Source organism: Arthrobacter sp. KNU40, assembly GCF_051515115.1.
Lineage (GTDB): Bacteria > Actinomycetota > Actinomycetes > Actinomycetales > Micrococcaceae > Arthrobacter.
Window position 1 is genome coordinate 858624 of the sequence record NZ_CP195850.1, and the last position, 13392, is coordinate 872015.

General features: G+C 64.3%; 14 protein-coding genes. 9 read left to right on the plus strand and 5 right to left on the minus strand.

What is annotated here, in order from left to right; all coding sequences use genetic code 11:
• The first annotated feature begins 124 nt into the window (after positions 1–124).
• From ACSKT0_RS04120 to ACSKT0_RS04160, 9 genes are all read left to right on the plus strand, one after another.
• A complete protein-coding gene (locus ACSKT0_RS04120; protein ID WP_437772627.1) occupies positions 125–1135 on the plus strand; it encodes a LacI family DNA-binding transcriptional regulator in 1011 nt (336 codons plus the stop codon).
• Positions 1136–1306: 171 nt separating this feature from the next.
• Positions 1307–2302: a substrate-binding domain-containing protein gene (locus ACSKT0_RS04125; protein ID WP_437772628.1), complete on the plus strand. Its 996-nt coding sequence runs from the start codon at positions 1307–1309 to the stop codon at positions 2300–2302.
• Between the two features lie 64 nt (positions 2303–2366).
• Positions 2367–3425, plus strand: a complete 1059-nt coding sequence (locus tag ACSKT0_RS04130) for an ABC transporter permease (protein ID WP_395801301.1) — start codon at positions 2367–2369, stop codon at positions 3423–3425.
• A gap of 16 nt (positions 3426–3441) precedes the next feature.
• Positions 3442–4395: an ATP-binding cassette domain-containing protein gene (locus tag ACSKT0_RS04135; protein ID WP_437772629.1), complete on the plus strand. Its 954-nt coding sequence runs from the start codon at positions 3442–3444 to the stop codon at positions 4393–4395.
• A gap of 103 nt (positions 4396–4498) precedes the next feature.
• The gene (locus ACSKT0_RS04140; protein WP_437772630.1) at positions 4499–5494 is read left to right on the plus strand and encodes a Gfo/Idh/MocA family oxidoreductase; all 996 of its coding nucleotides are present in this window, start codon (positions 4499–4501) and stop codon (positions 5492–5494) included.
• The gene (locus ACSKT0_RS04145) at positions 5494–6549 is read left to right on the plus strand and encodes a Gfo/Idh/MocA family protein (protein ID WP_437772631.1); all 1056 of its coding nucleotides are present in this window, start codon (positions 5494–5496) and stop codon (positions 6547–6549) included. Before ACSKT0_RS04140 ends, ACSKT0_RS04145 begins: the two co-directional genes overlap by 1 nt.
• A gap of 35 nt (positions 6550–6584) precedes the next feature.
• On the plus strand, positions 6585–7685 hold the full coding sequence (locus ACSKT0_RS04150; RefSeq protein ID WP_437772632.1) for a Gfo/Idh/MocA family oxidoreductase: 1101 nt from the start codon (positions 6585–6587) through the stop codon (positions 7683–7685).
• A complete protein-coding gene (locus ACSKT0_RS04155; protein WP_437772633.1) occupies positions 7685–8503 on the plus strand; it encodes a TIM barrel protein in 819 nt (272 codons plus the stop codon). Before ACSKT0_RS04150 ends, ACSKT0_RS04155 begins: the two co-directional genes overlap by 1 nt.
• Complete coding sequence (locus ACSKT0_RS04160; protein WP_437772634.1) at positions 8500–9531, plus strand: Gfo/Idh/MocA family oxidoreductase; 1032 nt, start codon at positions 8500–8502, stop codon at positions 9529–9531. The genes ACSKT0_RS04155 and ACSKT0_RS04160 overlap by 4 nt, the downstream gene beginning before the upstream one ends.
• A gap of 156 nt (positions 9532–9687) precedes the next feature.
• On the opposite strand, the gene iolB is transcribed toward ACSKT0_RS04160, so the two are convergent.
• The 5 genes from iolB to ACSKT0_RS04185 all read right to left on the minus strand — a co-directional run bounded on the left by iolB (position 9688) and on the right by ACSKT0_RS04185 (position 13368).
• A complete protein-coding gene (gene iolB / locus ACSKT0_RS04165; protein ID WP_437772635.1) occupies positions 9688–10581 on the minus strand; it encodes a 5-deoxy-glucuronate isomerase in 894 nt (297 codons plus the stop codon).
• A gap of 17 nt (positions 10582–10598) precedes the next feature.
• A complete protein-coding gene (locus ACSKT0_RS04170; RefSeq protein ID WP_345447895.1) occupies positions 10599–11339 on the minus strand; it encodes a GntR family transcriptional regulator in 741 nt (246 codons plus the stop codon).
• 260 nt (positions 11340–11599) lie between these two features.
• Positions 11600–12046 (minus strand): hypothetical protein, encoded by a 447-nt coding sequence (locus tag ACSKT0_RS04175; protein WP_437772636.1) that lies wholly within the window; start codon positions 12044–12046, stop codon positions 11600–11602.
• A gap of 10 nt (positions 12047–12056) precedes the next feature.
• Positions 12057–12461, minus strand: a complete 405-nt coding sequence (locus ACSKT0_RS04180; RefSeq protein WP_437772637.1) for a cupredoxin domain-containing protein — start codon at positions 12459–12461, stop codon at positions 12057–12059.
• Between the two features lie 127 nt (positions 12462–12588).
• Positions 12589–13368, minus strand: a complete 780-nt coding sequence (locus tag ACSKT0_RS04185; protein ID WP_437772638.1) for a gamma-glutamyl-gamma-aminobutyrate hydrolase family protein — start codon at positions 13366–13368, stop codon at positions 12589–12591.
• Positions 13369–13392: the final 24 nt, after the last annotated feature.

The following is a 13392-nucleotide window of genomic DNA, read 5'->3' on the forward strand; positions in this document are numbered from 1 at the left end:
ACACCCCTTGCGGCATTTTGGAGCGCTACAATTTAGCACTGGACACAAAGCCTAATCATGTGAGTATGTCCTGTCAATGTTCCACGAATACCCTTGACAGCAGAGTAGGAAGGTTCCCCGAATCGTGAGTGCGACAAGTCCTAAAACCCGCCGCCCAACCATCTATGACGTTGCCAAACATGCCGGCGTCTCGCCGTCGTTGGTGTCCTTGGTCCTCCAGTCGCCGGAAAGGGTCAGCGACAAGCGCCGCCAAGCTGTCCAGTCGGCAATGTCTGAGCTCGGCTACCGTCCCAGCAGGGCCGCGACCACGCTAGCGAGCAATCGGACCAAGAGTATCGGCCTGCTGATTGACGACTACAGGAACCTTTGGTTCGTCGATCTCCTCAGGGGCATGGAGTCGGTTCTTTCGGACCTCGGCTACCACGTCATGTTGGCCGACTCCAGGCCCGGCGAAAACCGCATCAAGGAAGCCGCCGACGGGCTGCTTGCCATGCATGTCGACGGGCTGGTGATCGCGGCAGAGCCGAGTGAGTCCATGCTGGACCGGACGTGGGTGCCCACGGTGGTGGCCGGGTGGCGCAAGGGAGTGCCGGGCGGCGCCGACCTCATCACCAACGACGACGACGGCGGCGGCGGCATGGCCGCCAGCCATTTGCTGGGGCTGGGTCATACCCGCATCGGCCATCTCTCAGGGTCCGACGGCGCGTCAGCCCATCGGCGTGCCGGTTTCCGGCGGCAGATCCAGGCCGCCGGCGTCGAACTCCTGATTGCCGAGTCCAAAGGCACTTCGGAGGAAGATGGCTACGCCGCGGCTTCCTGGCTGCTTGAACACTACCCGGACGCGACGGCGATCTTCGCGGCCAACGACACCATGGCCGTGGGCGCCTTTGCCGTCCTCAAGGCCAGGGGCCTTCGCGTGCCCAACGACATTTCTGTGATCGGCTACGACAATTCCCCGCTGGCAAAGTCGAGGTACTTGGACATCACTTCCGTCGACAACCGAAGCGACCTTGTCGGGGTTGATGTTGCGCACAGGCTGCTCGCCAGGATTCAGGATCCGGCCCTCAAGCCCCAGCAGACCTTGATCGATCCCGTCCTGGTGGTGCGAAGCACCACGTCTCGGCCCGTCCCGTAGCCCCGATCTGAACGGTGTTCCCCGGGAGATCACATGACCATCTCACGTAAAAACATCCTAATGTCAGGACAAAGTATTGACATCTGTGAGGCGAGTCACCATGATCTGTGTAGAGGGCTTTGAGCTCCTGCAGAGTGGCAGGGCCACAACCCCAATCAAAGGAGATAAATCGTGAAGAAGTTTTCCTGGCGGAAGGCGGCACTCGTTGCGGCCGTCGTTCCGATGATGGCTCTTAGCGCTTGTTCCAGCACGGGCGGGAAGCCGGCTGACAGCGCCAATGCCGCCGGCGGCGGTCAAGCCGTCAGCACTCCGCGTATGAAAGTCGCCCTCATCACCCACGCGGCGGCAGGCGATACATTCTGGGATATCGTCCGCAAGGGCGCTGAGGAAGCGTCCGCGAAGGACAATGTTGACCTCCTCTACACAAGTGACCCCGAGGCTGGGCGCCAGGCACAGCTCGTGCAGCAGGCCATCGACCAGAAGGTTGACGGCATCGCCGTCACCCTCGCCACGCCGGATGCCCTCAAGGACGTCCTCAAGAAAGCAACCGATGCCGGTATCCCCGTGGTGAGCCTCAACGCCGGCGAGGGTGTCTCGGCACAGCTCGGGGCGTTCACCCACTTCGGCTCGAACGAGAAGCTGGCAGGCGAGGCCGTCGGAACCAAGCTGGCATCGCAAGGCTTCAAGCACCCGGTCTGCGTGATCCAGCAGCAAGGCCACGTTGGCCTCGAAGCACGGTGTGCTGGCGTCAAAGCGAAGGTGCCCGGAACTGAGATCCTGTACGTCGACGGCAAGGACATGACTGCGGTCCAGTCCACCGCTACCGCGAAGCTCCAGGCAGCCAAGGATGCAGATGTCATCATCGGCTTGGGCGCGCCGATCACCCTCACGCTCCTCAAGTCCGTCACGGACGCCAGCAGCTCTGCAAAGGTGGCTAGCTTCGACCTGAACGCGGACCTCGCCCAGAAAATTGTGGACGGCTCTGTGATCTTCACCGTGGACCAGCAGCCGTGGCTCCAGGGCTACATGTCCGTTGACTCCCTGTGGCAGGCCAAGCGCGGCGGCTTCAAGCTCGGTGGCGGCCAGCCCGTTCTGACCGGTCCCACCATCGTGGACAAGTCCAACGCTTCCGACGTCCTCAAATTCGCCCAGCAGGGCGTCCGCTAGATCCAGGATTCTGGCCGCGCGGCGGGTGACCACCGCGCGGCCTGACCAACAAGGAGTTCTTCCTATGGCAAACACAGCAACCCTGCCGCCGGCACCGGCTTCGGCCCCCGGCGATGAGCGTATCGGACGCCGTAGCCCGGTCCAGAAGTTTCTGGGCAGGCCCGAAGTCGGCGCCCTCGTGGGGGCCGTTGTCCTCTTCATCTTCTTCGCGTCGGTGTCCCAGACGTTCACGCAGCCGAACGCGCTCGCGACCGTGCTGTATGGTTCCTCGACGATCGGGATCATGGCGGTGGGGGTGTCGCTGTTGATGATCGGCGGTGAGTTCGACCTTTCCACCGGTGTGGCCGTGATCTCCTCGGCCCTGACTGCCTCGCTGTTCAGCTGGAACTTCTCGCTGAACGCGTGGGTCGGTGTCGTGCTGGCGCTCGTCGTTTCGCTCGGCATCGGTTTCATCAATGGCTGGATCCTGGTCAAGACGAAGCTGCCGTCCTTCATCGTGACGCTCGCGACGTTCCTGATGCTCACTGGGTTGAACCTGGCCCTGACCCGCCTGATCGGCGGGTCCGTGTCCTCGCCGTCGATCTCCAAGCTGGACGGTTTCGATTCCGCCCACGCGGTGTTCGCGTCCTCGATCAGCATCGGCGGGGTCGAGGTGAAGATCACGGTGTTCTTCTGGATCATCCTGGTCGCGATCGCCTCCTGGGTGCTGCTGCGCACGAAGGTCGGGAACTGGATCTTCGCCGTCGGCGGGGACGCGAACGCGGCCCGCGCCGTGGGCGTCCCGGTCACGAAGACCAAGATCGGGTTGTTCATGGCGGTCGGGTTCTGCGGCTGGATCCTGGGCATGCACAACCTCTTCGCCTTCGACGCGGTGCAGTCCGGCGAAGGCGTGGGCAACGAGTTCCTCTACATCATCGCCGCGGTCATCGGCGGCTGCCTGCTCACCGGCGGCTACGGCTCCGCGGTGGGCGGTGCGATCGGTGCGTTCATCTTCGGCATGGCGAACAAGGGCATCGTCTATGCCCAGTGGAACCCGGACTGGTTCAAGTTCTTCCTGGGCCTGATGCTGCTGCTGGCCACCATCGTGAACCTCATCGTCAAACGCCGCGCAGAGCTCAAGTAGAAGGGGCGCACAAGAAATGAATGCCAAACAGATCGACCAGCAGACCCTGCTCAAGGATGAAAAGGACCCGCTGACCCACACCCCCGTGCACCTGCTCTCCCTGGACAAGATCGGAAAGCACTACGGGAACATCATCGCCCTGCGGGACGTGACCATGGCCGTGGACAACGGCCGCGTCACCTGCGTCCTGGGGGACAACGGCGCCGGCAAGTCCACGCTGATCAAGATCATCGCCGGACTGCACCAGCACGACGAAGGCGCGCTGCACGTCATGGGCGAGGAACGGAAATTCAACTCCCCCCGCGACGCCCTCGATGTCGGCATCGCCACCGTGTACCAGGACCTGGCCGTGGTCCCGTTGATGCCGATCTGGCGGAACTTCTTCCTCGGCTCGGAACTGACCACCGGGTTCGGGCCCTTCAAATCCATGGACGTCCAGAAAATGAAGGACATCACCCTGGCGGAACTGGCTCAGATGGGCATCGACCTGCGCGATGTGGAACAACCCATCGGCCAGCTCTCCGGCGGTGAACGCCAGTGCGTCGCGATCGCCAGGGCCGTGTACTTCGGGGCGAAGGTGCTGATCCTGGACGAACCCACGGCCGCGCTGGGCGTGAAGCAGTCCGGCGTCGTGCTCCGGTACATCCTGCAGGCCCGCGACCGGGGCCTGGGCGTCATTTTCATCACGCACAACCCGCACCACGCCTTCCCGGTCGGGGACCGGTTCCTGCTGCTCAAGCGCGGGAAGTCCATCGGCTACTACGACAAGAAGGACATCACCCTGGACGAACTCACCGCCCAGATGGCCGGCGGCGCGGAACTGGCAGAACTCGCCCACGAACTCGAACAACTCGGCGGACACACCGAAGCACTCAAGGAAGTCCAAGCCGAAGTCGCCGGGGTATCCGAAGTGACCGACGTCGCCGACGTCGCTGACGCTTCAAAGGAAAACAGCCCACGCCACGCCTAGGGCGCAGGGAGACAGCGCGGACAGAGACGGGGGTCCGCCGGAAAACCGGATGGGCGCCATGCCACCACGGGAATGTGCACGAAGCAGTAGACGGGAAGACAGCATGACGATCCGGGTTGGCGTTATCGGCGCCGGTGTTATGGGCGCAGACCACATCAGGAACCTCTCCACCACCATCAGCGGGGCCGAAGTCACCTTCGTGGCAGACCTCGACGCCGGACGTGCGGCGGCCGCGGCGCCGCCGTCCGCACGCATCACCACCGATCCTTCCGAGCTGATCAACTCCAGTGAGGTTGACGCCGTCGTCGTTGCCTCCCATGACTCCACCCATGCGGGGCTCGTCCTGGAATGCTTCGAAGCGATGACCCCGGTGCTGTGCGAAAAGCCGTTGGCCCCCACGCTCCTGGAAAGCCGCGAAGTGGTGGAGGCCGAAGCCGACCTCCTGGCCGCAACGGGTGCCAGGCTGCTGTCGATGGGCTTCATGAGGCGTTTTGATCCCGGCTATGTCGCCTTGCGCGAAGCCACCCGGGCACGCACGCAAGGCGAGCCTTTACAGGTCCATTGCACGAGCAGGACGGCGTCCGCGGGTCCGGGTGCGAGCTCGGAATCGGCCATCACCAATTCGGCCATCCACGAGCTCGACATCATCCCTTGGCTGCTGGATTCGCCTATCACCGAGGTGTCCTGGCAAGCGGGGCGGAGTTCCCGGCACAGTACCGGTGACCTGCGGGATCCAGCCTTCATGCTCCTGCGCGCGGCCGACGGTACCCTGGCCACGCTCGAACTCTTCCTCAACGCGCAGTATGGCTACACCACCCGGTGCGAGGTCGTATCAGAGTTCGGCACTACGGCACTCCCGGAACCGGCTGCCCTCGATGTCCGGCAGGAGGGGAGGCGAAGTTCCGAAATCCCTGCCGACTGGCGTCCACGCTTCGCCGACGCTTACCGCCTGCAACTTCAGGCTTGGATTTCGGCCCTCGAAAAGGGGGAGCCTGCGCCGATCGCCACGGGTGAGGATGGCCTGCGCGCGTCCCAGCTCGCACAAGCCATGATCCGTTCGCTCCACAGCGACGGGGCCTACACGAAAGTGGTCTACTGATGGTGTCATCCGGGCTGCCAGTGCCTGGTCTGCCGGTGACCCGCGTCCCGGATTCCCGCGACGCTCCCGCGTTGCGCTGGGGGATCATGGGCCCGGGGTGGATTGCCGAACGCTTCACGGAGTCGGTGCAGGCCCACTCACGGCAAGTGATCGCCGCCGTCGGCTCACGCTCTTTGGACCGGTCCAAGGCGTTCGCGGACGCTTTCGGCGTGCCTGCCGCCTATGGGAGCTACGAAGAGCTGGCCGCGGCTCCGGACATAGACATCGTGTACGTGTGCACTCCACACAACTTCCACCACGCCGCTGCCGTCCTCGCCATCGACGCCGGCAAACACGTCCTGATCGAAAAACCGATCGGTCTGAACGCGGCACAGGCGAGGGATATCGCCGCGCGGGCCAAGGCAGCCGGCGTTTTCGCCGCCGAGGGCATGTGGAGCTTCTTCCTTCCGAAGTTCGACGTGATCCGGCAAGTGCTCGACGCCGGGACGCTGGGTACCGTAACAACGGTCCTGGCGGAATACGGCGAGCACTTCGAACGTAGCCACCGCATCTTCGACCCCGCACTGGCTGGCGGGCCTTTGCTGGACCTGGGCACCTACCCGCTGGCCCTGATCACAGAGATCCTCGGCGCCCCGGAACGCTTGAGCGCTTTCGGCCAACCCCACGAGTCCGGTGTCAATGCCCAGCTCTCCGCCATCATGCAATTCCCGGGCGGAAACCAGGCCGTCATGAATACCCACCTGCATAATTTCACCCCCACCGCGGCAACGATCGTTGGCTCCGAGGCCACGTTGACCATCGATGGCCCCTTCAACATGCCCGGCGGTTTCGAGATCCGATTCCCGGATGGCACGCGGCTTCGCCACAACGAAGCGGCGGGCGGGCATTTGGAAGGCTTGCACTACGAAGCCGCGGCCGTGGCACGCGCCATCGCCGCCGGTGAGACCGAAACCCGGCAACGGCCGTTGGCCTCCTCCATCCGGACGATGGAAGTTGCCGATGAGATCCGCCGCCAAGTGGGCATTGAATTCCCGGGCGAAGGCAACGCCGCCTAAGCAATTGTTGTACTGACTATCGAAAGGACAGGCCCATGGCCTACATCGAACAGCACTCCAGTCTCCCCACGCCGGTGCGGCTTGGCCTCATAGGCTCGGGCTGGATGGGAGCGTTCCACGGCGAAAGCATAGCCCGCAGGGTTCCTGGTGCGGTCCTGGCCGCCGTCGCCGATCCCAACGTGGACTCTGCGGCGTCGGTGGCTGCCCAGCTTGGTACGGCGAAGGTCACGGCCGACGCCGCGGACATCCTGGCCGATCCGGACATCGACGCCGTGATCATTGCCAGCCCGGCGCGCTTCCACGCTTCCCTGATCGCCCAAGCCGCCGCCGCCGGCAAGCACGTGTTTTGCGAGAAGCCTGCCGCGCAGAGCCTCGAAGAGCTCGACGCCGCCCTGGTCGCCGTCGAAGCGGCAGGGGTACATTTCCAGATCGGCTTCAACCGCCGCTACGCCACCGACTTCCAGGCCGCCAAGAAGGACTTGGCCGAGGGAATTGTGGGAGTGCCGCAGCTCTTGCGCTCGCTGACGAGGGACCCGGGCACAGGGAGTATCAGGCACGCAGCCAGGGTTCCGGCCTGGACGATCTTCCTGGAAACCCTCATCCACGATTTCGACACCCTGAACTGGTTCAACGAAGGCGCCGAGCCGGTGGAGGTCTACGCCGTCGCGGACGCCCTGGTGGAACCGGGCCTGCGTGACCAGGGATTCCTGGACACCGCTGTGGTCACCATCCGCTACAGCAATGGAGCCTTGGCAGTAGCGGAAGCCAACTTCAGCGCACTCTACGGCTATGACGTCCGGGGCGAAGTCTTCGGCTCCAAGGGCATGGTCCAGGCCGGACGGCCCACTGAAACGGCTGCCGTGAGGTACACCGCAGAGGGCCTTTCCGCCGAGACTCCGAGGCTCAACGTGGAACTGTTCCGCGACGCCTACACCGACGAACTCGTGGACTTCGCGGCGGCAGTCCGCGCGCGTCGCGACGGCACGCAGCCGCCGTCGGGCGCTTTCACCCTCACCCCGGGAGCCGCGGATGCGCGCCGCGCCCTCGCGATGGCGTTGGCCTGCATCGAATCGGTCCAGCAAGGCGGACCCGTGGCGGTACCCGCCGTTTCGAGCAACAGCAAGGCCGGTGTCTGATGCGCTTGGCCGTTTGTGCGGAAATGGTCTTCACTGATCTGCCGTTCACCGATCGGGTACGTCGGATCCACGAGGCAGGATTCGACGTCGAACTCTGGGACTCGAGGAGCAAGGACATTGCGGCACTCAAGTCGAGCGGCGCGGTCTTTTCCTCCATGACCGGGTACACCTCCGGGAGCCTGGTTGACGCCGACACCGCCGATGACGTCGTGAGGACGGCCGAGACGCTGATTCCGACCGCTTTGGAACTCGGCGTCAGCCGCATGGTGGTGCACTCGGCCGAGCTGATCGACGGCAATGCGGCCCGTCCCGTCTACCGGTCCAACGGGAGTATGTGGATCACGGGTGTCCGGACCCTGGAGCGCCTTGGCGCGCTCGGCGAAAAGCACGGACTGACATTCTGCCTCGAAAACCTCAACACTGTGCTGGACCACCCCGGAATTCCGCTGGCCCGCGCGAAGGACACTTTGGCACTCGTGGAGGCGGCCGGACACCCCAACGTGAAGATGATGCTGGACCTGTACCACGCACAATTGGGGGAGGGGAACCTCATTGAGCTGGTCCGCACCGCCTTGCCGCACATCGGCGAGATCCAGGTGGCGGACGTCCCGGGCCGCTGCGAGCCCGGCACCGGCGAAATCAACTACTCGGCCGTGGCCCGGGCGCTCGGGGCTGCAGGCTACGAAGGCACCGTCGGCATGGAAGCGTGGGCCAGCGGAGACAGCATGGAGGCGCTTGAGGCGTTCCGCCGGGCGTTCACGCTTGAGGCCTCCGAGTTCCGGAACAGCTCAGCTTTTTCAACGGAGGTAGCACTATGAAGGACGTCATTCTCGGGCTGGTTGGAGTAGGGCGGATCGGCGTGATGCACGCCAACAACATTGCCGGCCTCAACGCGGAACTGAATGCGCAGGGCATCAACGTGGAGTTGCGGCTCACGGATGTGGCCGAAGAGCATGCCCGCACGGTGGCAGCCGGTCTCGGTGCTCAATTCCTGCCGTCGGTGGAGGCTTTGATCGCTTCCGGAGTGGATGGGCTGGTGATCGCGACCGGAACGGGCACGCACCCCGAACTGATCCGCGCTGGAGTGGACGCCGGTATCCCGGTGTTCTGCGAGAAGCCTGTAGCCATGAATGTGGCCGATTCGCTGCCTGTCCTGGAACATATCCGTGCCAACGATGGCGTAGTGCAGATCGGGCACCAGCGTCGCTTCGATGCCGGTTACCTCGAGGCCAAGCGCGCTTACCAAGCGGGGGAGCTCGGCTGGATCCACTCCCTGCGCGCCGTGACCTGCGATATGACACCGCCACCCGTGGAGTTCCTGGCAACGTCCGGCGGGCTGTTCCGCGATTGCTCCGTCCACGACTTCGACATCCTGCGCTGGCTGACCGGCCGCGAGATCGTGGAGGTCTATGCCAAGGGTTCCAACAACGGTGATCCCGCCATCGGCGGGGTGGGCGATGTGGACACTGCCTTGGCTTTGATTACGTTCGACGACGGGACGGTCGGCACGGTGTCAGCAACGCGTTACAACGGTGCGGGGCACGACGTCCGCCTCGAAATCCAAGGCTCCAAGCATTCCATCATGGTCGGCCTGGACGACAAGACAGCCATGGAATCAGCCGAGGCCGGCGTAGCGTTCCCAGCCGGAGAGCCCCACAAGACGTTCGCCGAACGCTTCGACCAGGCCTATCGCTCCGAAATGGCGGCCTTCGTTGAATTGGTCCTGGGCAAACGGGAGAACCCGTGCACGCCCGAGGACGCCGTCGCGGCTTCCCGCGTGGCCGACGCCGCGCAGGAGTCTCTGGCAAGCGGGGTTCCGGTCAGGGTGGCGCTGGTGACGGCCTAGCAACCTGGAGTGCTTGCAGGCCCCAACTGGCCCCACCGCCACCCTCGCCTCGCAAGCTCGGCCAGGGAACCCTGGCGGCGTGGGCCCACGCAGTTGTTGTCGTTTTGACGGCTCAGAACGACAACAACTGCTAGTCAGTTGGGTGCACGAACTCCTTTAGGCGCCGAACGGCAAGCGGGGGTCGATGTCCTGTCCGTCCCAGCTCTGCCGCACCCACCCGTGGTGGGGGTCGTCGCTGATGAGCCATTCGCGCACGGGTCCCGGGCCTGCCATGACGTTCAGGTAGTACAAATCGTAGCCGGGAGCGGCCATGGCGGGGCCGTGCCAGCCGTAGGGAACAAGGACGACGTCGCCCGTGCGAACTTCCGCGGCCACATCGATCGGGCGCTCATCGGAGGCGTAGACGCGCTGGAAGCCAATCGCGTCGGCGTCTTCAGGGGCGCCCGAGCCTTCAGCCACCCGGGTCTCGAAGTAGTAGATCTCCTCGAGCTGCGTTTCGCCGTCCTTTTCCTCGTCATGCTTGTGCGGGGGATAGGAGGACCAGTTGCCCGCAGGGGTGAGTACTTCGCAGACGATGAAACGATCCGCCTCAAGGGCCGCTGGGGTGCCGAAGTTGTGGACCTGGCGGGAGCAATTGCCTGCTCCGCGCAGCTCAACCGGGGTTTCCGCGGCGGTCACTAGCCTGGTGGGGTACGACGCGTTGGCCGGGGCAGTGGCAACGGCGACGCGGCCGCCGTCGGGCGAACTGATGGTGACGGCAGCATTCGTGCCGGAATACAGGACATCGCTGGGGCCATGGAAAACCGACGCCCGCCCCGCAAGGGGATACTCGACGTCGTCGACCGTCACCGTGAAGGCGCCGTTGAGCGGCACGATGATCCGCTCTTCAGCTGCGGCGGGGAGTACGACGGCGGCGCCCGCGGCGAGCGTGGCGACCTTGAGCCCAGTATGGGCCCAACCGTCCACAGTCAACGCGGAATCGGAGGTTCCGAGCGAGATGTCCCAATCGCCGTCGTTGGCGGTTCCCAGTGGATAGACCCAGTTGGCCATGAAGTTATGTCCTTGCGTTAGCGCTGTACGAGTGTCATTTCAAAGCTGTAGGAATCGGCCCGATACACGTGGTGGCCGGTCTCCACCATGCGCCCGGTGTCGTCGACGGCGGTGCGCTCCATGGTGACCAAAGCCGAACCGACTTCTGCCTCCAAGAGCGGTGCCTGGAAGTCATTGGCGATCATTGCGCCGATCCGTTGCGAGGCGAGGCGGAAGTTGACTCCGCCGCGGCGAAGGATGGCGTAGAGGCCCTCTGCCTGGAGCATGGACTCGTCCATGGTGGTGATGTCGTCGCGGACCCAGTTCTCCATCAGCGCCAAGGGCTTACCGCCCACCTTGCGCAGGCGGGTGAAGTGGTAGACCTTGGAGCCGGCCGGAAGCTGGAGGGCGGTCAGGGTGGCTGCGTCGGCCTCCATGTGCGAGAAGCTGAGGACCTGCGTTGTGGGCTTCTTGCCGTTGTTGCTCAGGTCGTCGTAAAGGCTGGAAAGCTCCAGGGGACGGCGGACCTGGCTTGACACCACCTGTGTTCCGACGCCCCGCTTCCGGACCAACAGGCCCGAGCGGACGAGTTCGTCCATGGCCTTGCGCATAGTGGGCCGGGACAGGTTGAGCTGGGCGGCGAGGTCTATCTCGTTGTCCAAACGGCTGCCGGGCTCCAGCACTCCGCTGTGGATGGCTGCCTCGATGCCCTGGACGACCTGGTGGTACAAAGGCACAGGGGAAGAACGGTCGATAGTGAGGCCAAGTTGATTCGCCATTGCATGCTCCCTCGCATTCCGGGACTGTCCCGGAAGTTGCAAGCATGTCCGCTCATGTTCGCTTGATAGGACATACTGCTTTACTGATGATAGCAGGAGCATTGTGCGGGTCAAGGGTGCCGGAAGCGCGTTTATTGCGGCGTTTCAGGGGTGTTGTTTGGGACCTGGTTTGGAACATGTCCAGACATCAGAACCATGCGCGGGCAGGCCACCGGCGGACGCCTTTCGGCGGCCGGTGCGTCTTCCGGCGTCGGGCGCTTTCAGCGTCGGCGGGCGCTGCCGCGTTGCCGGAAGTAGCCGACGCCCGCCAGAACGGCACCCAGTCCCTCGGCGACTGCGCTGAGGGACTTCTCGAAAAACCATACGGGCTCGTACATAGACGGGAGTGGACCTATGGCAGGTATGTCGACATAGCGGTAGAGGATGACGGCTAGGAAGGCGCTTCCAGCGACGACCACCGCGGCCGCGTAGGCCGGCCGACTGCCCCGGACCAGGACATAAAGGCCAACGAGAACTGCAGCGACGGCCTCAATCCGGAACAGGTTGCCTTCCCCGATTCCGCCAGGGGCACCCAATTGGTAGCCGGAGGCAAGATCGAAGTGCACCACGGCGTCGACGACCAAGGCTGCCGCCACAAGCAGCCGCAACAGGATGTCCTTGGGCCTGCGGCTCATCGGCTTGCGGCGGGCCGCTTCACGGGTGCTCATTTCACTGTTCTCATTTCACAACCAGGGTTCCGTGCATATTGGAGTGGTAGGTGCAGTGGTAGGGGTAGCTGCCCGGTGTGGTGGGCGCGGTGAACTGGGCTGTTCCGCCCCCGCCGTCGACGGCCGCGTCGAAGGCCTTTCCATCGTCAGAGGTGACCGTGTGGGCCTGGACGTCCTCGTTCTTCACGGTGATTTTGGCGCCCGGGCTGACCGAGACGGGTCCTTGATAGCCGAAGTCCTTGATGGTGATGGTGAGCGATTGCGAGGTCCCGGACGGCGGAGCAGTCGAAGACGCGGCGGCAGGTGGGCTCGACGATGAGCCCTGGTAGCCGGTTCCGGACGCCCCGCAACCGCTCACGGCGATCAGGGCGGCCGCTCCTACGATGACCATCGTGGCTTTGGGGCTGTTTCTCATGATTGGTTCCCCGCTTCTCGTGTCCGGTGGCGCTCGAAGGTGCTTGCCACATTGATGAGACGAATTCCGGAGCGGTCAGGTTCACGGGCGCGGGAAATTGATTCCGGCAGGCGGACCGGCCGCTCGATCACCCCACAGGACGCAGCGTCCTGCAGACCTCCACGAATGCCTTGAACGGCGCGAGCCGTTCCTCCTCAGGCAGCTGCGAGGCCTCGGGATGCCATTGCACGGATGCCACCCAGCGCTGCGGATCCTCGAGGGCCTCCACGGTCCCGTCCTCGGCGACCGCCGTCACCACCAAGCCATCGCCTACCCGGGCCACAGCCTGGTGATGCCCTGAGGCGATCCGCACCGAGTTCCGTGAACCATAGAGTCCGGCCACTTTGGAATCCGGTGAAAGTTCGACGTCGTGCCACGCCCAGGCGCTGAGTCCACCTTCCGCCGGGGTCAGGCCGTTGTGCTCCACTAGCGATGGGTGCATGTCCTGGATGAGCGTCCCGCCATAGACCACATTGAGGAGCTGGTGGCCGCGGCAGATGCCGAGGGTGGGCAAACCGGCGTCGAGCGATCCCCGGGCGACCGCCAAGTCAAGGCGATCCTGGTCCGGGTTGACGTCGTAGCAGGCATCAGTTGCTTCTTCACCATAGAGTCGCGGATCCAGGTCTCCGCCGCCGGGCAGCAGGACCCCGTTAAGGGAACGGAGCTCGGCGGCCAGCGGACCGGCTTCGTCGGTAAAGGAAGCGTCCAGCAGCACGGGCTCCGCGCCGGCGTCGCGCACTAGTTCGACGATGAAGTCGAAGAGTTCGTTCGCCTCTCCCACGCGAGGATCCGCGGTTTCGGAGCCGCTGAGGCGGACAGGTATGCCGATCCGGGGCCTTAAGCTGCTTTGCTGTTCGGAAGTCTGCATGCTCCATGATGCACTGGTCGGTCG